Here is a 23,946-nt window from a genome sequence, read left to right on the forward strand (position 1 = left end):
GATGAAGCTCAGGATCCTCCCGTGCGGCGAAGCCGCACTCCGCCTGATCGTCGACGACGCGACCGACGACGAGCAGTGGAGCGTCGTCCACCGGGTCGCCGACTGGCTCGGCGAGAACCCGGTGGCCGGCGTGTACGGCTCGGTGCCGACGTACGACTCGCTGCTGGTGGAGTTCGACGCCAGCTGCCAGAACTTCGCATCGCTCGAACCGCTGCTGCGCCTGATGGCGCGGGACGCTCTCGACGGCGAGCAGGCCGGGAGCCACCTGCCGACCCGCTTCACGCTCCCCGTCGTGTACGGCGGCGAGTTCGGCCCCGACCTCGGCTTCGTCGCCGACCACCTGGGCATCACGGAGGCGGAGGTCATCGCGCTCCACACACTCGAAGAGCGGACGGTGCGCTGCCTGGGCGGTCCCGCCGCGTCGTGCATGGTCGACGGTCCGGCATTCAGCCGTCCGATCCCTCGGCTGGCCGATCCCCGGCTCGAGGTCCCGCCGAACGCGATCTCGGTGGCCGGCAAGCAGGGAGTGATCGGGCCGGTGCGCGCTCCGAGCGGGTGGCGGTTGATCGGTCTCAGCCCCGTCGAGATCATGGATCGCTCCACGCCGACCCTCGTGCCGTACCGGCCGGGCGACATCATCCGCTTCACCGCCATCGACGCGTCCGAGTGGGACGCGTACGCGGGCGTGCACCTCTGGGAGCTGGCCGCCTGATGCAGATCCTCGCCGCGGGCTTCGCCGCCGTCACCGACCTCGGGCGATTCCAGGGCCCGTCTCTGGGCCTCTCCGTCAACGGAGCGCTCGACCAGCTGTCGGCACGCACGGCCAACATCCTCGTCGGCAACGCCGACAACGCTGCACTGATCGAGCTCACCGCGAGCGAGCTCGTCTTCGTCTGCGACTCGGACCAGCTCGTCTCCGTCACCGGAGCGGATGTCGAGGTGCGCGTCGACGGGATGCTCAGCCCCATGCGCACGCCGCTGAGCGTCCGCGCGGGCTGGACGGTGAGCGTCCGCGTCCTCGGTCGCGGACTGCGCGCCTACATCGCCGTGCACGGCGGACTGCAAGCGCCGACGCTGCTCGGCAGCTGCGCACCGGACAGCATGATCGGGTTCGGGATCCGGCTGACGGCGGGCGACGACATCCCGGAGCAGGGCCACGGCTGCGCCGTGCCGACGAACCCCTTCCTCGGCGGCGCCGTGTTCAGCTTCGACGTCCCGGCGACCGCATACGACAGCCGGCCGGTCATCCCGGTCACCGACGGCCCCGACCTGGAGGAGTTCGGCGCGAGCGCGGCCCTCCTGTACAGCGACGTCTTCTCCGTCGGGGCGCGCAGCAACCACGTCGGCCTCAGGCTCTCCGGCCGGCCGCCGCACCGCGAGACGACAGGGGAAGTGCTCTCACGCGGCGTCCCGGTCGGCGCGATCGAGGTGCCGTCGACCACCGACCTGCTCCTGCTGCACCGCGGACGCGGCGTGACGGCGGGCTATCCCGTCCTCGCCGTGGTCACCGGCGCTGGGCTGGACCGTGTGGCGCAGTTGCGTCCGGGCGACATCGTCCGTTTCCGCCGCTCGACCCTCGACGCGGCCACCCAGACCCACCTCGAGCAGCATCTCGCCGTGGAGCGGTTCCGCCAGCACTGCTGGAACGCGCTGCGCGAGAACGGGATCGACGACCTCGGCGTCGGCGATCTGTCACAGACCGAACTGATCAGCACCAACTGAAGGAGATCGAATCCCATGATCCACGTGCGCACCAGCATCGAGCGGCCCGACGCGGACATCGTCGCCCGGCTCGGCGTCTTCTCGGCCGCGACCATCCACGAGGCCCAGGGCCGCAAAGGCGCCCTGTCCCACCGGATCAAGCCGCTCGCGGACTCGATGGAGTTCTGCGGGCCGGCCGTGACCGTGCAGGCGAGCCCCGGCGACAACATCATGGTCCAGGTCGGCATCTCGTACGCCGCGCCCGGCGACGTCGTCGTCGTGGCGGCGGGCGAGCTGGCGCACTCCGGCTCGTTCGGCGACGTGCTCGCGACCGCCGCGCAATCCAAGGGTCTGGCGGCATTCGTCACGGACTCGGGTGTTCGCGACAGCAACGACATCCGCGCGATGGGCTTCCCGGTCTTCTCCGGCTCGGTGAGCATCGAGGGCACCGTCAAGGAGACGCTCGGAACCGTCAACGAGCCGCTGGTCGTCGGCGGTCAGCTCGTGTACCCGGGCGACATCCTCAAGGGCGACGCCGACGGCATCGTCGTCGTCCGCAAGGCCGAGGCCGAGGCGGTCATCGACCTGTGCCAGCAGCGCGAGGACAACGAGGACGTGCTCCGCGCCCGGCACCGGGCGCAGGAGGGCTCGGTCGTCGAGCTGCACGGGCTCGTGGAGAAGCTCAAGACCAAGGGCCTGGTCGTCGAGGTCTGACACCGATCCGGAGAGGATTACCATGTCGAGCACGATCGAGGCGGTCGCCGTGGACCGCCGACGGGAACGCGTCGTCGCGGAGATGCTGCGATCGGAGCGCGACTTCCTGGTCGCGGACTCGCCGGCCGCGGTCGCCTACCTGACCGACGTCGACATCCGGCCGTTCAGCGGCGTCGGCACGGCCGTCATCCTCTCCGCCGACGGCACGGTGACACTGCTCGTCGCCGACACCGACCTGCACTCCGTGCAGGACTCTGGATTCCGCGGCACGGTGAAGGCCTGGCGATCGGGACCGGGATCGCGTGCGGAGCGGGAGAGGCTCGTGCGCGACGCGTCGTGCAAGCCGAGCTCCGGCTCGCTCTCCCGCGGTGCGGTGGAGATGCGCAGCGCGGGAAGCTACCGACATGTCCTGTCGGACACCCGGCCACGCTCCCTGCTGACCGACGCCGACAGCATCATCGAGGCGGCCTCCCGGGTGCGCGATGACGACGAGCTGCGGCGGCTGAGGCAGGCGGCGAACCTGGCGGACATCGGGTACACCGCGACCGTGGACCGCCTGCACCCGGAGCTCCGGGTGCTGGAGATCGTCCGCAACGTCGACCGTTCGCTGCGCTCCGCAGGCGGCAGCGGCTGGTGGAGCCCGCTCGAGGACGACGCCGGCCTGACCGTGGACTCCTCCTATCCTCACGCGTCGGTCGCCGTGCTTCTGGGACGCAGGCGGGAGAGCGGCGTGCTCGATCGACGTGAGCCCCTGCCGTTCGCGATCTACCCGCTCAGCGAGTGCTATGCCGGCGCCGCCGGGACGACTGTCGTGCTGTCGGAGCCGGACGCCGGCCTGCGGTCGCGGGCGTCGCTCCTGACGGACGCGCTGCGAGCGGTCATCGACGCCGCGAAGCCGGGGGCGACCGGCGCCGAGCTGCAGTCCGCCTTCCGGTCGGCGGTCGGCGGCCGCGTGCCGGACGACGTCGCGGCCCAGAGTGTCGGCTATGGACTCGGCACCGGTGTGAGCCGGCCGTTCCTCTCGGCCGGCTCGCGCGACGTGCTGCAGGAGGGCTCGGTCGTCTCGGTCCGGGCCTCCCTGCCGGGCGACGGGTCCGCACCCGTCGCGTATCAGACGACCGTCCTCATCACGCCGGAGGGGAACGACGTGCTCAACGTCGTGCCGCTGCGGATGATCGAGCTCTACTGAAGGCGAGGCACAGCGCATGACCACCATCACCGCTCCGGCGACACCGACCGTCACGCTGACCGCCGGGGCAGAGATGCCGCTCATCGGCTTCGGCACCTTCCCGCTCCGCGGAGAGGAGGCCGCCTCGGCCATCGTCGAGGCGCTCGACGTCGGCTATCGCAGCCTCGACACGGCGACGCGCTACCGCAACCAGGACGCCATCGGCGAAGGCCTGCGCCGTTCGCCCGTGGGGCGCGAGGACGTGTTCATCACCACCAAGCTGCCCTCGGACTCCGTGCGCCACGAGCAGGAGGTGCTGGAAGACAGCCTCGCCCAGCTCGGCACCGACCACGTCGACCTCTGGCTGATCCACTGGCCACCCGGAGGCACCGCGAGCGTGACCGCGTGGAAGGAGATGGTCCGGCTGCGCGAAGCCGGCCTGGTCCGCGCGATCGGCGTGAGCAACCACGCCATCCGGCTGTTCGACGAGCTGCACGCCGCGACCGGCGTGTACCCAGAGGTGGCCCAGCTGCAGTGGAGCCCCGTCCATTTCAGCGCGCGGTACCTCGCCGAGGCGCGCGATCGCGGGATCGTCGTCAGCGCGTACAGCCCGTTCAAGAGCGCGCGCCTCGACGACCCCACCCTCACGAGGATCGGCGAACGCCACGGCGTGACGACGACGCAGGTCATCGTGCGCTGGAACATGCAGCACGGTGTGTCGGTGGTGCCGAAGTCCGCCAACCGCGAGCGTATGGTCCGCAACCTGGATGCTCTCGGTTTCGAGCTGAGCGACGAAGAGATGCGGGCGATCGATGACCTCAACGAGCTCGAGTAGCGCGCCGCCTCGGCAAGTCGGCGTCATCGGGCTGGGACCGATGGGACTGCCGATCGCCGGGCACCTGGTGTCGGCAGGTCACGACGTGACGCTCTTCAACCGGACGCGGTCGGTCGCCGAGAGCGTCACCGGCGCGACGGTCGTCGGCTCGCCCGCCGATCTCGCGGCCGAGGTCGTGTTCTCGGCGCTGCCCGACATCGACCAGTTCGACGCGCTCGTGGACGACGCCACGTTGCATCGGTGGCGGGCGTCGGGGACCAGGACGCTCGTCGTGCTGTCGACGACCTCACCCGAGAAGGTCCGGACGCTCGAAGCCCGCGCGGCACGGGCGGGGATCGACGTGGCGGACGCCCCGATGAGCGGCGGCGACGCCGGCGCTCGCGCCGGCACGCTCAGCCTGATGGTGGGAGCGTCCGATGAGACCTTCGAGCTGCTGCTCCCCCTGCTGCGCGGCTTCGCGACCACGATCGAGCACTTCGGTCCGCCGGGTGCGGGCAGCGCGGCGAAGCTGTGCAATCAGCTCGTTGTCGCCGGCACGCTGGCGGCGCTGGCGGAGAGTGTCGACCTCGGCCGGCGCGCGGGCCTGAGCGTCGAGCAGCTGATGACCGTGTTCCACGGCGGCCTCGCCTCCAGCCGGGTGCTCGACCTCAAGGAGGACAAGCTCCTCCACCGGGAGTACTCGCTCGGCGGCAGCACGGTCAACCAGCTCAAGGACCTGGACTACGCGGTGCGGCTCGCCGAGGAGGTCGGCGCACCGCTGGCCCACACCCGCGCGGCGCGCGAGCTGTACCGCCGAGCGGAGCGATCCGGCTATGGCCAGGCGGATCACTCGGCGGTGCAGGAGGTGGTCGGACCCTAGGCCCGCTGCCGGTCGCCGCCCAGCAGCCCGCGCTCACGGAAGTAGCGGAAGCTGTCCGCCGTCGAGTCCTCCGGATGGTACTCGAGGCTCACCCAGCCGTCGTAGACGCTCGCCTCGAGCTTCGCGAAGAAGCGGTCGAAGTCGAAGCCGCCCGTCCCCGGCTCGTGACGTCCCGGAACATCCGAGATCTGGATGTGGTGGATGCGGTGGGCATACGCGTCGAGCACGGCGAACGGGTCTTCGGCCGCCCGCAGCGAGTGGTACACGTCGTACTGGATGCCGGCGCCGGGACTGCCGACCTCATCGAGCACGGCGACGCCCTCGGCGACGGTGTGGATGTAAGCTCCCGGCACATCGTCACGGTTGATCGGTTCGACGACCAGGCCGGCGCCGGCAGCGTTCACCGCGGCGGCGGCCGCCGTGAGGTTGGCCACCAGGGTCGACCGCGACTCCGCGTCCTGCGGGGCGGGACCGGACGGGGTGTTCACCCGGAGCGGGTGCAGCCGTTCGATGGCGGCCACGGCGCGGGCGAGGTCGCCGCGGAATTCCGCTTCGCGCCCGGCCTGCGCCACATAGCCGCGCTCGCCCGCGTCCCAGTCGCCGACCGGCAGGTTGAACAGCACGAGCTGGAGGTCGTTGCGCTCGACGGCGTCCGCGATGCGCCCCAGGTCGTGGGCATAGGGGAAGAAGAACTCGACCCCGGTGAACCCGGCTTCGGCCGCGCGGTCGAACCGCTCGAAGAAGTCGTATTCCCGGAACAGCATGGTCAGGTTCGCGGCGATCCGCATCGTGCCTCCTCTGGACGTCTGACTCCAGGCTAGGAGCGTGCACATCCCGGTCGCGAGCCGCCTTTACGTATGCCTCCATAGCGAATACGGATGCCCGATCCCGTGATCTCGCGCGGTCCTTTGCCTAGCGTGAAAGAGCGAAGCCGTCGCAGCCTGCGCCGGCCGCCGAACACGAAAAGGACGCACCATCATGAGTCAGCTCGCCGTTGCGAACCGGGTCACCCGGATCCAGGAGTCAGCGAGCGGCGCCGCCGCCGAGCGAGTCCGGCAGCTGCGCGCCGCGGGCGAGGACATCCTCAGCCTCACCGTCGGCGAGCCCGACTTCGACACCCCCGACCACATCAAGCAGGCAGCCGTGGCGGCGCTCGACCGTGGCGACACCAAGTACACCTCGGTCAACGGGACCCCCGAACTGCAGCGGGCGATCCTCGGTCGCGTCGAGCGCCACACCGGCGTGCGCTACGCGACGAACGAGCTCACGGTCGGCGTCGGCGGCAAGCAGGTCATCTTCATGGCGCTGATGGCGACCCTGGACGCGGGCGACGAGGTCATCGTCCCTGCGCCGTACTGGGTGTCCTACCCGGACATGGTGCTCGCCAACGACGGCACCCCGGTGATCGTCGAGGCGACCGAGGACAACGGGTTCAAGCTGACCCCCGAGCAGTTGCGGTCCGCCATCACCGACAAGACCCGGTGGCTCGTCCTCAACACCCCGAGCAACCCGACCGGCGCGGTCTACTCCCGCTCGGAGCTGGCGGCGCTCGCCGACGTTCTCGCGGACTTCCCGCAGGTGTGGGTGCTCACCGACGAGATCTACGACGAGATCTACTTCGGCGACGGCAAAGTCGTCTCCCTCGTGGAGGCGGCGCCCGCCCTGCGCGACCGGACCTTCCTCGTCAACGGTGTCTCGAAGGCCTACGCGATGACCGGTTGGCGCATCGGCTACGGCGTCGGGCCCGCCGTGCTGGTCGGCGCGATCAACAAGCTGCTCTCGCAGATCTCGTCGTGCCCCGCCGCCGTCAGCCAGGCCGCGGCGGCTGCCGCGCTCGACGGCGACCAGAGCTTCATTCCGGAGACCGTCGCCGTCTACCGCCGTCGTCGCGACCTCTGCGTCGAGGGCTTCGGTTCCATCGAGGGCCTGAGCTGCAGCGCGCCGGACGGAGCGTTCTACCTCTACATCAACTGCTCCGGGGTGATCGGCAAGGTCACGCCGACGGGAGTCCGGCTGGACGACGACCAGGCCGTGACGCTGTACCTGCTCGAGGAGGCCAAGGTCGCCGCCGTCCAGGGATCGGCCTACGGGCTCTCCCCGTACTTCCGGATCTCGTTCGCCACCGACGACGAGACACTGCACACGGCGATCGAGGCCGTGCGGGCCGCGGTCGCCAAGCTCCGCTGAGACGGCGCGACTCACACGAACACAGGAAGACATCAAGGAGGATTCATGTCGGCGAAGAACGACGCGGGCACTGCGTACATCACGGGAGCGGCGTCCGAGCGCGGGATCGGGCGCAAGCTCGCCGAGCGACTCGCGGAGGGCGGCTGGAACCTCGGCCTGCTCGACCTGAACGAGGAGCCGCTGCGCGAGTATGCCGCGTCGCTCGAGGAGCGCTTCGGCGTGCGGGCCGCCGGGGTCGCGGTCGACGTCTCCGACGAGGCGAGCGTCGACGCGGCGATCGAGCGGCTGGAGCGGGAGCTCGAACCCGCGACCGCGCTGGTCAACATCGCCGGCATCAGCTCGCCCGTGCCTTTCCTGGAGCTCGACCTCGCCACGTGGGAGCGCGTGATGCGGATCAACGCCACGGGCACGTTCCTCACCACACGCCGAGTCATCCCGGGCATGATCGACCGCGGCCACGGCCGGGTCGTCAACCTCGGTTCGACCGCGATGCAGAACGGCGGCGGAACCTACAGCAAGTCGTCCTACGCCGCATCGAAAGGCGCCGTGGAGGCGTTCAGCCGGGCCGTCGCTCTCGAGACCGCACAGCACGGCGTGACCGTCAACGTCGTCGCGCCGGCGACGATCGACACCGACATCATGGGCGGCAGGATCACCGACGACCGCAAACCGCAGTTCCTCGCGCAGCTGCCGGTCGGCCGGCTCGGGACGACGGGCGAGGTGGCCGCACTCATCGAGTTCCTCATCGGCCCGGACGCCGGCTACATCACCGGCGCCACCTACAACATCAACGGAGGCATCCGAATTGGCTGACATCCTCGCCACGGAAGCCCCCGTCCGGCTGCACGACGAGCGTCCCTCGCTGCAGACCGCGCCCGTGCTCGAACCCGCCTACGCGCCGGATGCGTGGCCCATCGCCGCCGCCATGCTGCAGTTCCCCGGGGTCGCCCATGACGGCCGCCCGATTGGCGAGCTCGCCCCCGACGAGTGGCGGGCGCTGCTCGAGCCGGTGCCCCGTGCCGGCTACACGGCGCTGGAGGTCCCCAGCTCCTGGATCCGCCTCGCCGACCTCGAATCGTCACGACGACGGGAGTTCGCGGACGTGCTCGCAAGCCTCGGCCTCTCGGTCCCCGGGCTCTCGGTCGTCCGCGAGAGCGTCATCCATCCGGTGAACGCGGCGCGGAACCTCGACTTCTCGCACCGCACCATCGACGCCGCCGCCGAACTGGGCGTCCCGCTGGTCTGCTTCGGTCTCCACGACAAGCTGCTCCCGCGGCAGCAGGAGGTCCAGTGGTTCTGGACCGTCGAGGGCACGCAGGAGTCACCCGACCCCGATGTGCGCGAACTCGCCGTGCGCAGCTACCGCGAGCTCGGGCAGCACGCCGCCTCCCTCGGCCTCCAGATCTCGTTGGAGCTGTACGAGGACGGCTACCTCGGATCGGCCGACGGAGCCGTTCGGTTCCTGGAGGACATCGACGAGCCGGCGGTCGGTCTCAACCCCGACCTCGGCAACCTCATCCGCCAGCAGCGACCGATCGACACCTGGGAGTACATGGTCGCGACGACGCTGCCGCACGCGAACTACTGGCACGTCAAGAACTACTCCCGGCTCGAGAATCCGGAGGCCGGCATCGTCCTCACGCATCCCACGCCGCTCGAGCTCGGCATCATCAACTACCGCGACGCCGTCCGCTACGCGATCGCGCACGGCTTCTCCGGCGCGTTCGTGGTCGAGCACTACGGCGGCGACGGGCTGAGCGTCGGCGCCACGAACGAGGCCTATCTGCGCTCCATCCTCCCTCCCCAGACCGTCTGACCCCCCACCACTGGAGACTCCCTCATGGCACTGCCGCCGTACCCCGCCACATCATTCCCCGATCAGAAGACCGCGATCGTCACCGGCGCCGCCTCCGAGCGCGGCATCGGCCGCGCGATCGCGACGCGCCTCGGGCGCGAGGGCTGGTCGCTCCTCCTGATCGACCGCGACGCGGACGCCACCTCCGCCGTCGCCGACTCCATCGCCCAGGAGCACGGAGTCCAGGCCATCGGGGTGGGCGCCGACATCACCGATCGCGACGCCGTCCAGGCGGCGGTCGACCGCGCCGACGCCGAGCTTCCGCAACTGGTCGCCCTCGTCAACAACGCGGGTGTGAGCTCGCCGGTCCCGTTCCTGGAGGTTGACGAGGCCGAGTGGCGACGGGTGATCGAAGTGAACCTCACCGGCACCTTCCACGTCACCCAGGCTGCTGCACGCGTCATGGCGCGCCACTCCCTCGGCCGCATCGTCAACATCTCGTCGGCCTCGGCGCAGCGCGGAGGCGGGGTCTACGGGCGGGCGGCCTACTCCGCGTCCAAGGCCGCCCTCCTCGGCATGGCACGCACCCTCGCCCGGGAGCTCGGCCCGCACGGCATCACCGCGAACTCGGTCTCCCCGGGCTCCATCGACACCGACATCATGGGAGGCCGGCTCAGCGACGAACGCAAGGAGTTCCTTCTCAAGGAGCTCCCGGTCGGGCGGGTCGGCACGACCGAGGACGTCGCGGCCGTCGTCGGGTTCCTGGTCGGCGCCGACGCCGGCTACCTGACCGGCGTCACCTACGACGTCAACGGAGGGTCGCACATCGCATGAGCACCATCGAGCAGACCCGCACCAAGAGCAGCCCGTTCGCTGTCGATCTGGCCGGCAAGACAGCCGTCGTCACCGGTGCGCGCGGCGGCATCGGACGCGCCATCTCCGAGCTGTTCATCGCCAACGGCGCGCGTGTCGTCGGCATCCAGCGCCGCCCGGCCGAAGGTCTCGGCGACCGGTTCGCCAACGTGGAGGCCGACCTGAGCGACCCGATCGCGCTCCGGCAGGCAGCCGACCAAGTGCTCCGGGAGAACGAGGTCGACATCCTCGTGAACAACGCCGGCATCAACATCCGACACCGCTTCGAAGAGTTCCCGCTGGAGGACTGGAACGCCGTCCTCCAGCTCAACCTCGCCGCCGTCGTCGAGCTGACGCAGCTCTTCGGCCGGCCGATGCTGGAGCGCGAGCACGGCACGATCATCAACATCGCCTCGATGCTCTCGTTCACCGGCGGCTTCACCGCGGCGGCCTATGCCGCCTCGAAGGGCGCCGTCGGCCAGCTGACGAAGTCGATCGCGAACGAGTGGGCGCCGCGCGGTGTCACTGTCAACGCGATCGCGCCGGGCTTCATCGACACCGAGATGAACGTCGCGCTGCGCGCTGACGAGACCCGCAACCGTCAGATCCACGAGCGCATCCCCGCCGGCCGGTGGGGCCTGCCGACGGACATCGCCGGCGCAGCGCTGTTCCTCACCTCGGACGGCGCCCGTTACATCCAGGGCGTGGTGCTGCCGGTCGACGGCGGATACCTCGCGCGATAGGAGAAGGACCATGAAAGCAGTCATCGCACACGGCGCAGGCGACCTGCGCGTGGAGGAAGTCGCCGAGCCGGAGTTGCCGGCCGAGCGCGTCGCCGTCGGGATCGTCTACGGCGGGATCTGCGGCTCCGACCTCCACTACGCCAAGAACGGAGCGAACGGCGCGTACACGATCGCAGAGCCCCTCACCCTCGGACACGAGGTCGTCGGGGTCGTCGAAGCCGTCGGCGCCGCAGTCGACGGCGGCCCGCCGGTCGGCACCCGGGTCGCCATCCATCCTGCGACGCCGACGCCCCAGCCCGGGCAGACCGACGGCGGCGGGCTCAACCTCGCCGTGGGCGGAACGTATCTGGGCAGCGCGTCCACCACCCCGCATACCCAGGGCGGCTTCGTCGGGGTGCTGCATGTTACGCCGGACCAGCTGCGGCCGCTGCCCGAGTCCCTTCCGCTCGCACGGGCCGTCCTCGCCGAACCGCTCGCCGTCGCCATCCACGGTGTCTCCCGGCTCGGCGACCGCGTCCGCGGTGCTCGGGTGCTGGTGAGCGGGGCCGGGCCGATCGGCAGCCTCGCCGTCGCGGCGCTGCGTGCCGCGGGGGCCGCCACCATCGTGGCGACCGATCTGCAGGACTTCCCGCTCTCCGTCGCCCGCGCGGTCGGAGCCGACGCCACCGTCCAGATCGGAGCGGACGCACCGATCGAGAGCGAGTCGTTCGATCTCGCCGTGGAGGCGGCAGGTGCCGTGCCGTCGCTGGTGACCTGCCTCGACGCGGTGCGTCGGGGCGGCGCCGTCCTCCAGCTCGGGATGCTGCCCGCCGGTCCCCTCCCCGTGCCGCTCGCCGGCCTCATCGCCAAAGAGGTCGCGCTCTTCGGCTCGCAGCGCTTCGACGTCGAGCTGGACCGCGCCATCGAGTTGCTCGCCACCACCCCCGGCCTCGACGCCGTGGTGAGCGACACCTTCGGCATCGACGCTGCCTCCGAGGCGTTCGACCGCGCGGCCGACTCCTCTCGATCCGCGAAAGTGGTGATCGCCGTTGGCCCCGACCCCGACCACCGAGTCTGAGGTCCCGGCCACCGCGCCCGCCGTCGGCCGCCGGATCGAGCACGACGCACTCGGCCCCGTGGAGGTGCCGCCGGGCGTCTACTGGGGCGCGGCCACTGCTCGCGCGCTCGAGAACTTCCCGCTCAGCGGCGTTCCGATCTCGACGCACCGCTCGCTGGTCGTCGCGCTCGCTCAGGTCAAGCTCGCGGCCGCCCGCGTCAACCGGCGGCTCGGAGTCCTGGACGCGGAGGCCGCTGGCCCGATCGAGGCCGCCTGCGAAGAGATCATCAGTGGAGCGCTGCATGAGCAGTTCGTCGTCGACGTCGTCCAGGGTGGCGCCGGCACCTCGACCAACATGAACGCGAACGAGGTGATCGCCAACCGCGCCCTCGAGCTCGCGGGCCATGCCCGGGGCAGCTACGACGTCATCCACCCCATCGACCACGTCAACCGGTCGCAGAGCACGAACGACGTCTATCCGACTGCGGTCAAGCTCGCTCTCCGGGCGCAGATGGCCGCGCTGACCACCGTGCTGGCCGACCTCGCCGACGCCTTCCATCGGAAGGGCGACGAGTTCGCCGATGTGCTGAAGGTCGGCCGCACCCAGCTTCAGGATGCGGTGCCGATGACCCTGGGGCGGGAGTTCCACGCGTTCGGGGCGTCGATCGGCAACGACCGGGCGCGCCTCCTGGAGGCGATGCCACTGCTGGAGGGCGTCACCCTCGGCGGCACGGCGATCGGCACCGGCATCAACGCGGACCCGCGGTACCGTCCCCTCGTGGTCGAGGAGCTCCGGGCCATCACCGGCCTCCCGCTCCGCACCGCGGAGGACCTTGTGGAGGCCACGAGCGACACCGGCCCGTTCCTGTCGGCGTCGGGCGCGTTGAAGCGCTCCGCACTGAAGCTCTCCAAGATCGCGAGCGACCTCCGGTTGCTCTCCAGCGGTCCGCAGGCCGGGTTCAACGAGATCTCGCTGCCCGCCCGGCAGCCGGGGTCGAGCATCATGCCGGGCAAGGTCAATCCGGTGATTCCGGAGGCGATGAACCAGGTCGCCTACATCGTGGCCGGCGCCGACACGACCGTTTCGATGGCGGCGGAGTCCGGTCAGCTCCAGCTCAACGCGTTCGAGCCCGTGATCGCGCACTCCCTCCTCACGGCCCTCCGCTTGATGACGGCCGCCGTCGTGACCTTGCGCGAGCGGTGCGTCGAGGGCATCACGGTCAACGCGGAGCTGGGGCAGCGGGTGGCGGGCAGTGCGACGCTCGCCACGGCTCTCACGCCCGCAATCGGGTACGACGCCGCCTCCCGCCTCGCCAAGCACGCCGTGCTCACCCGCCGGCCCATCGCCGAACTCGCCGTAGAGCAGGGCATGCTCAGCCCCGACGCCGTCGGACGGCTGCTGTCGCTCCGCGCGCTCACCGAGCCGGACCTGGAGGCCGTCGCGCACCTCGCCGAATGATGAGCTCCGGCCGCTCTTCGTGGGGGCGGCCGGCGGAATCGCCCGCCTTCGCCCAGGCATGTCCTGGTGCGGGGGCGGGCGCTCGGCGTTGACCGGATGCGCTGTCCCCGACCATCGGGATACGCGTGGTAGCCATGTCTAAATATTATATAGAATCCGTTGACCGGGCTGTCCGAGCCCGGTTAGCGTCGCCGCATGGTCGCTTACAGATACCTCGGACACAGTGGTCTGAAGATCACCGAGATCACCTACGGCAACTGGATCACCCACGGGTCGCAGGTGGAGAACGACACCGCCGTCCAGACGGTGCACGCCGCGCTGGACCTCGGGATCACGAGCTTCGACACCGCGGACGTCTACGCGAACACCGCGGCGGAGAGCGTGCTCGGTGCCGCCCTGAAGGGGCTGCGCCGCGAGTCCCTCGAGATCTTCACCAAGGTCTACTGGCCGATCGGCCCGAAAGGCGCGAACGACGCCGGGCTGTCGCGCAAGCACATCCACGACGCCATTCACGGCTCGCTCCGCCGGCTCGGCACGGACTACGTGGACCTCTACCAGGCCCACCGGTTCGACTACGAGACACCGCTCGAGGAGACCATGCAGACCTTCGCCGACCTGGTGCGGCAGGGCAAGGTCCTCTACATCGGCGTCTCCGAGTGGACGGCTCCGCAGCTGCGGGCCGGTCACGCGCTCGCGAAGGAGCTCGGCATCCAGCTCGTCTCCAACCAGCCGCAGTACTCGGGACTGTGGCGGGTGATCGAGGAGGAGGTCGTCCCCACCTCCCGCGACCTCGGCATCTCGCAGATCGTCTGGTCGCCACTCGCCCAGGGCGTGCTCACCGGGAAGTACCTCCCGGGCGCACCGCTGCCAGCGGGGAGCCGGGCCGCCGACGAGCGCACGGGCGTCCGGCCGCGCATCGAGGACTTCATGACCGACGAGATCCTCACCGCGGTGCAGAAGCTGCGGCCGATCGCCGAGGAGTCCGGGCTCTCCATTGCCCAGCTCGCCCTCGCCTGGGTGCTGCACAACGACAACGTCGCCGCCACCATCGTCGGCGCCTCGCGGCCCGAGCAGCTGGCCGAGACGGTGAAGGCGTCGGACGTCACCCTCGGCGACGACCAGGTTGCCGCCATCGACGAGGCCCTGCTCCCGGTCGCCGTCACGGACCCGGCGCTGACGTACGAGATCTCGTCGAAGACACGTCCGGCGGCGCGTGGGCCCGAAGCCCGCCAGCCGGTGCCGCAGACGGCCTGAGCCGCACGCCCACCCAGGTTCCACTGTCAGAGAGGACAGCCCCGTGAATCGACTTCCGCAGCAGCGCACCGCAGACGAGGCGATCGCCGTCGAGCGCTTCGCGGTGGCATACCGGACGGACGCCGGGCTCGTCCCGGCGGTGTCGGATGTCAGCTTCGCGCTGCGCCGCTCCGAGCGGCTGGCGATCGTCGGCGAGTCCGGCTCAGGCAAGACCACTCTCGCTATGGCGATCGCCGGCCTCCTCTCCCATGACACGGCCCAGATCGACTACCGGATGGCCCGCGTCGCGGGCACGCCGGTCGACATGCGGGCCAGTTCGAGTGTCATCCCCGTCCGGCACGAAGGCGTCTCGATGATCTTCCAGGACGCGATGACATCCCTCGACCCGGTCGCCACCATCGGCCACCAGTTCCGCTCGGTGCTCGGCGCGCACGGCGGCAGCCGCCGGTCGCGCATCCGCTCGGAGTCGCTGCAGTGGATCGAACGCGTCGGCATCCCGAACCCGCAGCGGGTGCTCAAGCTCCGCCCTTACGAGCTCTCCGGCGGGATGCGACAGCGCGTCATGATCGCCCTCGCGCTCTGCAGCGACCCGGCGGTACTGATCGCCGACGAGCCGACCTCGGCGCTCGACGTCGTGGTGAGCCGCCGGATCATGGACCTCGTCCTCACGCTGGCGGTCGAGCTGGGGACGGCCGTCATCGTCATCACCCACGACATCGACCTGGCCCGCAAATACACCGACCGGATGCTCGTGCTCTACCAGGGCGAAGTGCAGGACCTCTGCGATACGGCCGGTCTCGCCGAAGAGGAGCACTCGCCGTACACGCGAGCACTGCTCGACTGCGTCCCGCGGCTTCACGATCACGACAGGGAGTCGCTTCCGACTCTCGCCCGCGCCGTCGGCAGGGAGGCGTCATGACCGCGAAGGGCACGGACTTCGAGCTGGTGCTCGACGGCGTTCAGAAGGATTTCGGCCGCGGCCACCGCAAGGTCACAGCGGTCCAGCCGGTCGACCTCCGCGTCGACGCGGACTCCAAGGTCGGCGTCATCGGGGAGTCGGGGTCGGGCAAGTCGACCCTCGCCCGCATGATCGTCGGGTTGGAGCAGCCGACCCGCGGCACGATCTCCTACCGCGGTCGATCCGTCGCGGACTGGCTCTCCAACCGCACCGACCGGCTCGCCTACCGTCAGCAGGTCCAGTACGTGGCACAGGACACGACATCGTTCGACCCGCGCCAGACCTTCCTGGAGGCGATCTCCGTCCCGCTGCGGATCCTGCGCGGAGTCACGAACCGGGCGGAGATCCGCGAGCGCCTCGACGCGATCGCCGCGGACCTCGCGCTCGACCCGGCGCTGTTCTCCCGCTATCCCCATCAGGTCTCCGGCGGGCAACGCCAGCGGTTCGCGCTCGCTCGCTCCCTCGTCGTCGAACCGCGCCTCCTGATCTGCGACGAGGTCGTCTCCGCACTCGACGTTTCGGTGCAGGGTGCGGTGCTCAACCTCATCAAGCGTCACGTCGACCGGCACAGGATGGGGCTCGTCTTCGTGGCGCACGGACTCCCGGCCGTCACCTTCATCAGTTCGGACCTGCTGGTCATGCGCCACGGCGAGGTGGTCGAGCGCGGTGCCGTCGGGCGCGTGGTCGACGGGCCGGAGCACGCCTACACCCGGGAACTGCTCGACGCCTACGCCGACTCGTCGAGCCCTGAGCGACGGGAGGCCGCGTCATGAGCTGGTACCGATCGAACCGGTGGTGGGTGCTCAGGCTCGCCCGGCTGCCACTGGACATCTTCGTCTTCGCGACCATCGCCTTCTTCCTCGTGCGTCTGTTGCCGGGCGACCCGGTCAGCGTTGCGCTCTCGTCCCGCTCGGGCACGGTGTCGGCCGCGTCGGCGGCCGCCGTCCGCACCCAGATGGGACTCGACGGCACCGTGTGGGATCAGCTGGTGCGTTTCTGGGGCGGCCTCCTGCACGGAGACCTCGGCCACTCACTTGTCACAGGCGCTCCGGTCCTCGACGAGGTGTTCTCCCGGCTCCCGTCCACGATCGAACTGATCCTGCTCGGCCTCATCGGTTCGCTGCTCCTCTGCCTCGCCCTCGGATTCCTCTACCTGCGGTTCTCCAACCGGGCACTGCGCGGGGCGATCAGGACCTATGCCTCGTTCGCGACGACCGTCCCTGTGTTCGTGGTCGCGATCTTCCTGATCGTGATCTTCTACGTCGTCCTCGACTGGTTGCCGGCACCACTGGGCAGGGTGTCATCGGGAGTCCTGCCGGTGGTCACCGGCTTCCCGCTGCTGGACGAGGCGCTGACCGGCAACTGGGGGATGCTCGGCGAGACGACCGTGCAGTACATCATGCCCGTCGCGGCGATGGTGCTCACCTACACGCCGAACCTGCTGACCCAGTTCATCGGCGGCCTCGACCGCGAGCTCGTCCAGCCGACCACCCGTTTCCAGGTCGCCGCCGGCGTGCCCCGCCGATGGATCTTCTTCAGCGTCTTCCGTCGGTCGCTGTCGAGCGTCGTGGTCGTCTTCGGCCTCTTCTTCGGGTCGCTCATCGGCGGCGCCGTCACCATCGAGAGCCTGTTCGGATTCGGCGGGATCGGCGCGCTCGGCGTCCGATCGGTGCAGGCGGTCGACTTCACGGCGCTCCAAGGCTTCCTGGTGGTGGTCGTCGCCGTCTGCCTGATCGCGATGCTCGCCGTCGACCTGGTGAACATGTGGCTCGACCCACGGCGTCGGCCCGGTATCGAGAGCGAGGCCAACTGATCATGGCGCAGACCCTGGCGATCGCCGCCGTGAAGTCGCGGCCGGCTCGAGCACGCGTGAACTGGCTCCGAGTGACTCTGGCGTTCCTTCCGCTGGCGATCATCCTCGCCCTCGCGGTCTTCGCGCCCCTGATCGCGCCCTACGACCCGGTCACGACCGTCGCCGCCTCACGGCTGGCCCCGTCGGCGGACCACCTGTTCGGCACCGACTCGGTGGGGATGGACGTCTTCTCCCGCACGATCTACGGCGCGAGGGTGGCGGTGCAGTTCGGTGTGGCCGTGGCCGTATGCAGCACCGCCGGCGGCATCCTGATCGGGACCTTCATCGGCCTGTCCGAGAGCAGCCGGGGACTCGCCGGCTGGATCGGACGCTTCCTCAACCAGGTCAGCGACTACTTCATCGCGATCCCCTCCATCATCCTCGGCATCGTCGTCGTCGGAATCATGGGATCGTCGCCGGTCGCGCTCATCATCGCGATCACGCTGTGCCTGATCCAGGCGACGATCAAGCTCACCCGCGCCGAAGTGCTGCGGGTGCGCCGCGAGGGCTATCTGGAAGCGGCCGAGCTCGCGGGGGAGAGCCCGCTCCGAGCGGCGTTCGTACACGTCGTGCCCAACTCGATCGGCCCGGCCATGCGCAACATGCCGCTCGTCTTCGGCAACTGCGTGATCATCCTCGCCAGCCTCGGCTTCATCGGCGTCGGCGTCAAAGCGCCCACGCCGGAATGGGGCTACATGATCTCGTCCGGGATCTCCTCCCTCATGCTCGGTCGCTGGTGGCCGACCGTGTTCCCCGCGATCTTCGTCGCGCTCTCCGTCCTCGCGATCGCCCACTCGTCGCGAGCGATCCCCCAGGTGTGGCCGTACCTAGCGGCACACGTCAAAAAGCGATATCGCACCGAAAGGAAGAGTCGTGCCCATTAAGAAGAGACTGGGAGGCCTCGTCGCTGTCGCCGTCGCCTCCCTGGCGTTGGCGGCCTGCAGCGGCCACGCCAGCACCGCCGACAAGAACGCCCCGGCCAAAACCTCGCTCACGGTCGCGGTCGCTGCGACGCCGACGAGCTACGACCTCGACGGGTCCTGGGCTGCGTCGAACGAGAACTACACGATGTGGTCGCAGACGCAGATCGGCTTGCTCAACTACAAGACCACGACGAAGAACGGGGTCGTGACCACCGACTTCACACACTTCGTCGGTGCGCTCGCCGACGCGAAGAACCCGTACACCGTCAGCGACAACGGTCAGACCTATACCTTTCACCTCCGGACGGGTGTGAAATCCCAGGCCGGCAATCCGTTCACCGCGGAGGACGTCTACTGGTCGGTGGAGCGGAAGCTCAGCGACAAAGGTGTCGGGCTGACGCAGATCAAGAACTACTTCAACTCGATGAGCCAGGTGCAGATCATCGACGACCACACGATCGCGTTCCACCTGCACAACGCCGGGAACGACAACGTCTTCCTGCCGATCTTCACTGGGCAGACCGGCCGGATGTACGACAAGGTCGAGCTGCTCAAGCACGCGACCACCGACGACCCGTGGGCCGTCAAGTGGGCGGCTCAGAACACCGGTTGGGGCTACGGGCCGTACGTCGTGGACTCGGTCAGCGCAGGCCAGCAGGTCGTGTTGAAGGCGAACCCGAACTATCCGGTCGGCCACCCCGCGTTCACGACCATCACGATGAAGGTCGTGCCGGACTCCGGCACGCGCGCCCAGCTCCTCGCCTCCGGGAACGTGGACGTGGCCGAGGCGCTGACGCCGAGCGACCTCAACTCCATCAAGGACTCGGCTAAGGTCACCGAGCCCTCCGTCGACCACCCGATCGAGTTCGACGACATCTCGCTGGTGCAGAACAAGGCGCCGTTCGACGACGCGCTCGTCCGTCAGGCGTTCAACTACGCGATCCCGTACGACAAGATCATCAGTCAGGTCTACGAGGGCTTCGCCGTTCCCAGCCCGGGCTGGTTCACCCCGACTATGGGTGTGCCCGGCCTCTCGACCAAGCCCGCCTACACCTACGACGCGAAGAAGGCGAAGGCGCTCCTCGCGAAGGCCGGCAAGTCCAGCGTCGACGTCACCCTGTCGATCTCGAATGCGAGCCCCGACATCGTCGACACCGCGATCATGATCGGCTCCTATGCCAAGAAGGCCGGCTTCAACGTCACGGTCGACCAGCTCAACCCGGCCGACTTCGCCACCGGGCGACTGAAGCAGACGTTCCAGGCTCTGATCGCATCCAACCGGGTGCAGGTGCAGGTGCCGTCGTTCGTCAACAACTTCTTCCTCCCCGGCGACCCGAGCAACAGCGGCGCGTTCATCCCGAACGATGAATGGAAGTCGCTGATGTCGACGGCCATCGCGGCGGGTACGGGCACCAGCAAGGAGGCAGCCCCGCACTGGCAGAAGGTCAACGACTACATCAACCAGGACGCCAGCCAGTTGCCACTGCTGTACAAGCAGCCGAACCAGGCCTACAGCAAGGACCTCTCGAACCTGTCCTACCGCTACGACAGCACGGTGGACTATAGCATCCTCACGCCGGCCGGCGGCTGAGGCTCAGGAACGGCTGCGGTCAAAATCGGCTGACAGCAGCCCATCCGCCACGACAGGTCCGTCCCGATGGCGGGCAGGTGGTGTTCGGAGATACGGCGGGGCGCAGTGCGCCCCGCCGTATTCGGTGTTGATCGATTCCACCTGTACAAATACGTCCTTCCGAGGTGGGGCAACGTCCGGCTCGTGGACCCGTCCGACGGATCGACAGAGCCCGAGCGGTCTCCGAACCGCGCGGAGTGATCGTGTGGGGAACGCCGAAGAATCACGAACGGCGCTCGGTTCCCTTCCCAGATCTGCTGACGGCTCCGCTCAAGGCTCGGTGCGCGGGTCGCGACCCCGAGGAGCCGGTCTCCGTCGGCCCCGACGGCGGTGTGCTTAGGGCCGGCAACTTCCGCAACCGGGTCTTCAACGCAGCAGTCGCCCGGTGCATGGAAGCGGATGACACCTTTCCGCGCCTGACTCCCCACGACCTCAGACACACGGCCGCGTCACTCGCCGTCTCCGCCGGCGCGAACGTCAAGTCCGTCCAACGGATGCTCGGCCACGCCTCCGCCGCGATGACCCTCGACGTCTACGCGGACCTCTTCGACGATGACCTTGACGACGTTGCCAACGCACTCGATGCCCAGGCTGCGAAATCAGTTGTAGTCAAAATGTAGTCAAACGCCGATTCGGCCGCTTCTACGAGCCAACAAAAAAACCCCCGGATTCCGATTGGGACCAGGGGTTTTTCTTGGTGGCTCCGACCGGCATCGATCCGGTGACCTTTCGATTTTCAGTCGAACGCTCTACCAACTGAGCTACAGAGCCGGGAGGCGATGTGTTGTCGCCTACCTAGACGGAAGCCCTTCCATCCGGAAGGGCTTGTCGCCGTGGCGACCCTGACGGGACTTGAACCCGCGACCTCCGCCGTGACAGGGCGGCACGCTAACCAACTGCGCTACAGGGCCTAACAGTGTTGCTATTGAATTGTAGAGGATGCCATCGTGACCCCAACGGGATTCGAACCCGTGCTACCGCCGTGAAAGGGCGGCGTCCTAGGCCACTAAACGATGGGGCCGGATCGTCCCGAATCGCTTTCGCTTTTCGATGACCACCGACGCATAAGCATACGGAAGTCCCTGACAGAAAGCGAATCGGGGCTGCAGCCCGGGCGGGTCGGTCGGCTCCGTTCGCGCCACGCCCCGGTGAAATGCCCGGTGAGGGCCGGTGCGCGCAGGTAGATTGCGAGCGACGGCCCCCTGTCGTCCGTGCGAGCCGCACGTGGTCCCCGATCGAGCACAGCCGCCCTCCCCCCGACCCGGGCGGCGTATGGTGATGTTGCTAATGTTGCTCCTGGTGATGACGAGACCCGTGTGATTCGTGTGACAGCCGATGTTCCATCCGACGGGTTGAAGGTGACGATGAGATACGCGACGAGAGACGAGACGCTTCGGCGCAGGCCGCGCCGGGCGCTGCTGCGCCTCCTCGCCGTCGGCGCCATCGCCCTGACCGGGGTCGTCGGCTCCATCGCCGCACCGGCATACGCAGACCAGTACCCGAGCTGGCAGGACGTCCAGAACGCCAAGGCCAACGAGGCTGCGGCGGCCGCGCAGGTGACGCGCATCACGACTCTGATCGCGCAGCTCAACCAGGAGGTCTCCGACACACAGGCCGCAGCGGTCAAGCGCGGCGAGGAGCTGCAGGCCGCGGAGGCCGCCTTCGACGAAGCCGACATGAAGGCCAGGGACCTGGAGTCGCAGGCCGCCGCGAGCCAGCAGAAGGCCGACAACGCGGGCGCCCAGGCGGGCAAGCTCGCCGCCCAGCTCTACCGCACCGGCGGCCGCAACCTCACGGCCAACCTCTTCCTGAGCGGCAACGGCGCCAGCGGCACGAACCCCGAGACCCTGCTGACCAGCCTCGGGAGCATGTCCAAGCTCACCGAGCAGTCCGACAAGGTCTACACCGACGCGAAGGTCGCGCAGAACACCGCGAAGGCGCTGTCGGCGCAGGCGGAGGTCGCCAAGGCCGAGCGCGAGAAGCTGCGCGTCGCAGCGACCGCCGCGCTCCAGGCCGCGGTCGCCGCCGCGAAGGCCGCCCAGGACAAGCTCGCCGAGCAGCAGAAGCAGATCGTGGTCATGCAGGCCCAGCTGGCCGCGCTGCGCGACGCCACGGCCAAGACCGTCTCGGGCTACGAGGCGGGCGTCGCGGCTGCGGCAGCGGCGGCAGCGGCGCGCGGCTCGGGAGGCCTCCCCGGCGGGTACGTCGGACCGCAGGGCTGGGCGGTTCCCGCGGCCGGCCCGATCACCGACGGCTTCGGCGCGCGCCCGTCGCCCGGCGGCGTCGGCAGCACCTACCACATGGGCATCGACATCGGCGCCTCCTGCAACGCGCCCATCTACGCGGCGCACAGCGGCACGGTCATCTACGCCGGCCCGGACGGCAGCTACGGCAACTTCGTCCTCATCGACAACGGCGGCGGCATCAACACCGGCTACGCGCACATCCGCAACGGCGGCATCCTCGTCGGCATCGGCCAGAGCGTCGGCGCCGGACAGCCCATCGCCCACGTGGGAACCACCGGGGCGTCCACGGGCTGCCACCTGCACTTCGAGGTGCGGGTGAACGGTCAGAAGATCGACGGAATCCCCTTCATGAGAGCAAGGCAGGCACCCCTTGGCTAGCGACACTTCGAAGAACTCCCGTACCCGCACCGGCCTCGCGATCGGCGCCGGCGTGATGGGGGCCGTCACGGCCTCCATCGGCATCGTCGCGCCCGCGCACGCGGTCGACTACCCGTCCTGGAACGACGTCCAGCAGGCGAAGGCCAACGTCGCCAACCAGCAGGCGATGATCACCAACATCACCACGCTGATCGGCGGCCTCCAGAGTAGCGTCGACGCGGCCAGGGTCGCGTCCGAGAAGGCGGCGGAGGCCTACTTCCAGGCCAAGGACGCCCTCACGGCGGCGACGGCCAAGCAGGCGGACCTCGAGAAGCAGTCGGCCGACGCGGCCGCGAAGGCGAAGACCTCGCAGATGCGCGCCGGGCTGCTCGCCTCCCATCTGGCCAAGGCCGGGGGAGGGACGGACGTCAGCACCGAGCTGCTGCTGAAGGGCGGCGGCACCGGCTCGAACGCCGACAAGCTGCTCTTCCAGCTCGGCACGATGAGCAAGCTCACCGAGCAGTCGAAGGCCGTCTACGACCAGGCGACCAAGGACAAGAACACCGCCGAGTCGCTGAACGCGCAGGCCAAGACGGCGAAGACCGAGCGCGAGAAGCTCGCGGCCGCCGCCGACCAGGCGCTGACCGCCGCGCAGAACGCGCAGTCCGCTGCGCAGGCGGCGCTCGTGGAGCAGCAGAACAAGTCGACGGAGCTGGTCGCACAGCTCGCCACCCTCAAGAACACCTCGACGCAGGTGGAGGCGGCGTACCTGCAGGGCGAGAAGATCCGGCAGGAGCAGGCTGCTGCCGCGGCGGCGGCCGCTGCGGCCGCGGAGGCCGCACGGCAGGCCGCGATCCGCCAGCAGCAGCAGCAGGCGGCGCAGCAGCAGCAGAGCAGCGGCGGCTCGTCCGGCGGTTCGTCGGGCGGTGGCGGCGGGGGCGGCCCGGTCGCCCCGCCGAACGGCAACGTCGTCCAGACCGCGATCGCGTACGCGAACGCCCAGCTCGGCAAGCCGTACATCTTCGGCGGCGAGGGCCCGACCGGCTACGACTGCTCCGGCCTCACGATGAAGGCGTACGCGTACGCAGGCGTCTACATCGGCTCGCACTCGGTCAACAACCAGTACTACACGGCCCTGAACCGCGGCCAGATCGTGCCGTACAGCCAGCGCCAGGCCGGCGACCTCATCTTCTGGGGCGACGGCCCAGGCAACTTCTACCACGTGGGCATCTACATCGGCGGCGGCATGATGATCGCCGCGCCCACCGAGGGCGATGTGGTCAAGGTCCAGTCGGTCTGGGGCTCGCCCTGGGGTCAGGTGGCGCGCCCGTCCGCCTGATCAGGCGCCCCCCGAGCGCAACGAAGAACGTCCCCGGT

23 protein-coding genes and 3 tRNA genes are annotated in these 23,946 nt (G+C 69.4%); 22 read left to right on the forward strand and 4 right to left on the reverse strand.

Going from position 1 to position 23,946, the window contains the following annotated elements:
- The first annotated feature begins 1 nt into the window (after position 1).
- The 6 genes from F1C12_RS17720 to F1C12_RS17745 are packed head-to-tail and all read left to right on the forward strand — an operon-like array spanning position 2 to position 5,277.
- Entirely contained in the window at positions 2-712 is a 711-nt protein-coding gene (locus F1C12_RS17720) for a 5-oxoprolinase subunit B family protein (RefSeq protein ID WP_185276197.1), read from the forward strand.
- Positions 712-1,722, forward strand: a complete 1,011-nt coding sequence (locus F1C12_RS17725) for a 5-oxoprolinase subunit C family protein (protein ID WP_185276198.1) — start codon at positions 712-714, stop codon at positions 1,720-1,722. The genes F1C12_RS17720 and F1C12_RS17725 overlap by 1 nt, the downstream gene beginning before the upstream one ends.
- 15 nt (positions 1,723-1,737) lie before the next feature.
- A complete protein-coding gene (locus F1C12_RS17730; RefSeq protein ID WP_185276199.1) occupies positions 1,738-2,415 on the forward strand; it encodes a 4-carboxy-4-hydroxy-2-oxoadipate aldolase/oxaloacetate decarboxylase in 678 nt (225 codons plus the stop codon).
- Positions 2,416-2,437: 22 nt separating this feature from the next.
- Entirely contained in the window at positions 2,438-3,604 is a 1,167-nt protein-coding gene (locus F1C12_RS17735; protein WP_185276200.1) for a M24 family metallopeptidase, read from the forward strand.
- Positions 3,605-3,620: 16 nt separating this feature from the next.
- Positions 3,621-4,418: an aldo/keto reductase family protein gene (locus F1C12_RS17740; RefSeq protein ID WP_219732639.1), complete on the forward strand. Its 798-nt coding sequence runs from the start codon at positions 3,621-3,623 to the stop codon at positions 4,416-4,418.
- Between the two features lie 40 nt (positions 4,419-4,458).
- On the forward strand, positions 4,459-5,277 hold the full coding sequence (locus F1C12_RS17745) for an NAD(P)-dependent oxidoreductase (RefSeq protein WP_185276201.1): 819 nt from the start codon (positions 4,459-4,461) through the stop codon (positions 5,275-5,277).
- Here the strand turns inward: F1C12_RS17745 and F1C12_RS17750 are convergent.
- Complete coding sequence (locus F1C12_RS17750; protein ID WP_185276202.1) at positions 5,274-6,065, reverse strand: hydroxypyruvate isomerase family protein; 792 nt, start codon at positions 6,063-6,065, stop codon at positions 5,274-5,276. The two genes, F1C12_RS17745 and F1C12_RS17750, sit on opposite strands and share 4 nt — an antisense overlap.
- Before the next feature lie 190 nt (positions 6,066-6,255).
- Between F1C12_RS17750 and F1C12_RS17755 the strand changes: the two genes are divergently transcribed.
- The 14 genes from F1C12_RS17755 (at position 6,256) to F1C12_RS17820 (ending at position 20,586) form a co-directional block, all read left to right on the forward strand.
- A complete protein-coding gene (locus tag F1C12_RS17755) occupies positions 6,256-7,464 on the forward strand; it encodes an aspartate transaminase (protein ID WP_185276203.1) in 1,209 nt (402 codons plus the stop codon).
- Positions 7,465-7,509: 45 nt separating this feature from the next.
- Complete coding sequence (locus F1C12_RS17760) at positions 7,510-8,277, forward strand: SDR family NAD(P)-dependent oxidoreductase (RefSeq protein ID WP_185276204.1); 768 nt, start codon at positions 7,510-7,512, stop codon at positions 8,275-8,277.
- Entirely contained in the window at positions 8,270-9,280 is a 1,011-nt protein-coding gene (locus F1C12_RS17765; RefSeq protein ID WP_219732640.1) for a sugar phosphate isomerase/epimerase family protein, read from the forward strand. The genes F1C12_RS17760 and F1C12_RS17765 overlap by 8 nt, the downstream gene beginning before the upstream one ends.
- 24 nt (positions 9,281-9,304) lie before the next feature.
- Positions 9,305-10,093, forward strand: coding sequence for an SDR family NAD(P)-dependent oxidoreductase (locus tag F1C12_RS17770; RefSeq protein WP_185276205.1), 789 nt, complete (start codon positions 9,305-9,307; stop codon positions 10,091-10,093).
- A complete protein-coding gene (locus F1C12_RS17775) occupies positions 10,090-10,854 on the forward strand; it encodes an SDR family oxidoreductase (RefSeq protein WP_185276206.1) in 765 nt (254 codons plus the stop codon). Before F1C12_RS17770 ends, F1C12_RS17775 begins: the two co-directional genes overlap by 4 nt.
- A 10-nt stretch (positions 10,855-10,864) precedes the next feature.
- Positions 10,865-11,911: a zinc-binding dehydrogenase gene (locus F1C12_RS17780; protein WP_185276207.1), complete on the forward strand. Its 1,047-nt coding sequence runs from the start codon at positions 10,865-10,867 to the stop codon at positions 11,909-11,911.
- Positions 11,883-13,349: an aspartate ammonia-lyase gene (locus F1C12_RS17785; RefSeq protein ID WP_185276208.1), complete on the forward strand. Its 1,467-nt coding sequence runs from the start codon at positions 11,883-11,885 to the stop codon at positions 13,347-13,349. Before F1C12_RS17780 ends, F1C12_RS17785 begins: the two co-directional genes overlap by 29 nt.
- A gap of 195 nt (positions 13,350-13,544) precedes the next feature.
- The gene (locus F1C12_RS17790; protein ID WP_185276209.1) at positions 13,545-14,603 is read left to right on the forward strand and encodes an aldo/keto reductase family protein; all 1,059 of its coding nucleotides are present in this window, start codon (positions 13,545-13,547) and stop codon (positions 14,601-14,603) included.
- A 43-nt stretch (positions 14,604-14,646) separates the two neighbouring features.
- Positions 14,647-15,522: an ATP-binding cassette domain-containing protein gene (locus F1C12_RS17795; RefSeq protein WP_185276210.1), complete on the forward strand. Its 876-nt coding sequence runs from the start codon at positions 14,647-14,649 to the stop codon at positions 15,520-15,522.
- Entirely contained in the window at positions 15,519-16,334 is an 816-nt protein-coding gene (locus F1C12_RS17800) for an ABC transporter ATP-binding protein (protein ID WP_185276211.1), read from the forward strand. The genes F1C12_RS17795 and F1C12_RS17800 overlap by 4 nt, the downstream gene beginning before the upstream one ends.
- A complete protein-coding gene (locus tag F1C12_RS17805; protein WP_185276212.1) occupies positions 16,331-17,374 on the forward strand; it encodes an ABC transporter permease in 1,044 nt (347 codons plus the stop codon). The genes F1C12_RS17800 and F1C12_RS17805 overlap by 4 nt, the downstream gene beginning before the upstream one ends.
- A 2-nt stretch (positions 17,375-17,376) precedes the next feature.
- Positions 17,377-18,297 carry an ABC transporter permease gene (locus F1C12_RS17810; RefSeq protein ID WP_185276213.1) on the forward strand — a complete coding sequence of 307 codons (921 nt, stop codon included), beginning with the start codon at positions 17,377-17,379 and terminating at the stop codon, positions 18,295-18,297.
- The gene (locus F1C12_RS17815) at positions 18,287-19,927 is read left to right on the forward strand and encodes an ABC transporter substrate-binding protein (RefSeq protein ID WP_185276214.1); all 1,641 of its coding nucleotides are present in this window, start codon (positions 18,287-18,289) and stop codon (positions 19,925-19,927) included. The genes F1C12_RS17810 and F1C12_RS17815 overlap by 11 nt, the downstream gene beginning before the upstream one ends.
- A 242-nt stretch (positions 19,928-20,169) precedes the next feature.
- Positions 20,170-20,586, forward strand: coding sequence for a tyrosine-type recombinase/integrase (locus F1C12_RS17820; RefSeq protein WP_258045970.1), 417 nt, complete (start codon positions 20,170-20,172; stop codon positions 20,584-20,586).
- Between the two features lie 75 nt (positions 20,587-20,661).
- Here the strand turns inward: F1C12_RS17820 and F1C12_RS17825 are convergent.
- The 3 genes from F1C12_RS17825 to F1C12_RS17835 all read right to left on the reverse strand — a co-directional run bounded on the left by F1C12_RS17825 (position 20,662) and on the right by F1C12_RS17835 (position 20,987).
- Positions 20,662-20,737: transfer RNA gene (locus tag F1C12_RS17825), tRNA-Phe, on the reverse strand.
- Between the two features lie 63 nt (positions 20,738-20,800).
- Positions 20,801-20,877 (reverse strand) — tRNA-Asp (locus F1C12_RS17830).
- 37 nt (positions 20,878-20,914) lie between these two features.
- Positions 20,915-20,987, reverse strand: a tRNA-Glu gene (locus F1C12_RS17835).
- 343 nt (positions 20,988-21,330) lie between these two features.
- Between F1C12_RS17835 and F1C12_RS17840 the strand changes: the two genes are divergently transcribed.
- Entirely contained in the window at positions 21,331-22,590 is a 1,260-nt protein-coding gene (locus tag F1C12_RS17840) for a peptidoglycan DD-metalloendopeptidase family protein (RefSeq protein WP_185276215.1), read from the forward strand.
- Positions 22,583-23,908 carry a C40 family peptidase gene (locus F1C12_RS17845; RefSeq protein ID WP_185276216.1) on the forward strand — a complete coding sequence of 442 codons (1,326 nt, stop codon included), beginning with the start codon at positions 22,583-22,585 and terminating at the stop codon, positions 23,906-23,908. Before F1C12_RS17840 ends, F1C12_RS17845 begins: the two co-directional genes overlap by 8 nt.
- Positions 23,909-23,946 lie beyond the last annotated feature (38 nt).

Source organism: Leifsonia shinshuensis (assembly GCF_014217625.1).
GTDB classification, from domain to species: domain Bacteria; phylum Actinomycetota; class Actinomycetes; order Actinomycetales; family Microbacteriaceae; genus Leifsonia; species Leifsonia shinshuensis_A.

What these genes read in the sequence shown, in the direction of transcription:
- F1C12_RS17770 (WP_185276205.1), top strand. Translation starts at nt 9,305, where the DNA reads ATGGCACTGCCGCCGTACCCCGCCACATCATTCCCCGATCAGAAGACC.
- F1C12_RS17740 (WP_219732639.1), top strand. Translation starts at nt 3,621, where the DNA reads ATGACCACCATCACCGCTCCGGCGACACCGACCGTCACGCTGACCGCC.
- F1C12_RS17725 (WP_185276198.1), top strand. Translation starts at nt 712, where the DNA reads ATGCAGATCCTCGCCGCGGGCTTCGCCGCCGTCACCGACCTCGGGCGA.
- F1C12_RS17745 (WP_185276201.1), top strand. Translation starts at nt 4,459, where the DNA reads ATGGGACTGCCGATCGCCGGGCACCTGGTGTCGGCAGGTCACGACGTG.
- F1C12_RS17760 (WP_185276204.1), top strand. Translation starts at nt 7,510, where the DNA reads ATGTCGGCGAAGAACGACGCGGGCACTGCGTACATCACGGGAGCGGCG.
- F1C12_RS17735 (WP_185276200.1), top strand. Translation starts at nt 2,438, where the DNA reads ATGTCGAGCACGATCGAGGCGGTCGCCGTGGACCGCCGACGGGAACGC.
- F1C12_RS17780 (WP_185276207.1), top strand. Translation starts at nt 10,865, where the DNA reads ATGAAAGCAGTCATCGCACACGGCGCAGGCGACCTGCGCGTGGAGGAA.
- F1C12_RS17800 (WP_185276211.1), top strand. Translation starts at nt 15,519, where the DNA reads ATGACCGCGAAGGGCACGGACTTCGAGCTGGTGCTCGACGGCGTTCAG.
- F1C12_RS17720 (WP_185276197.1), top strand. Translation starts at nt 2, where the DNA reads ATGAAGCTCAGGATCCTCCCGTGCGGCGAAGCCGCACTCCGCCTGATC.
- F1C12_RS17840 (WP_185276215.1), top strand. Translation starts at nt 21,331, where the DNA reads ATGAGATACGCGACGAGAGACGAGACGCTTCGGCGCAGGCCGCGCCGG.
- F1C12_RS17755 (WP_185276203.1), top strand. Translation starts at nt 6,256, where the DNA reads ATGAGTCAGCTCGCCGTTGCGAACCGGGTCACCCGGATCCAGGAGTCA.
- F1C12_RS17810 (WP_185276213.1), top strand. Translation starts at nt 17,377, where the DNA reads ATGGCGCAGACCCTGGCGATCGCCGCCGTGAAGTCGCGGCCGGCTCGA.
- F1C12_RS17805 (WP_185276212.1), top strand. Translation starts at nt 16,331, where the DNA reads ATGAGCTGGTACCGATCGAACCGGTGGTGGGTGCTCAGGCTCGCCCGG.
- F1C12_RS17790 (WP_185276209.1), top strand. Translation starts at nt 13,545, where the DNA reads ATGGTCGCTTACAGATACCTCGGACACAGTGGTCTGAAGATCACCGAG.
- F1C12_RS17750 (WP_185276202.1), bottom strand. Translation starts at nt 6,065, where the DNA reads ATGCGGATCGCCGCGAACCTGACCATGCTGTTCCGGGAATACGACTTC.
- F1C12_RS17730 (WP_185276199.1), top strand. Translation starts at nt 1,738, where the DNA reads ATGATCCACGTGCGCACCAGCATCGAGCGGCCCGACGCGGACATCGTC.
- F1C12_RS17775 (WP_185276206.1), top strand. Translation starts at nt 10,090, where the DNA reads ATGAGCACCATCGAGCAGACCCGCACCAAGAGCAGCCCGTTCGCTGTC.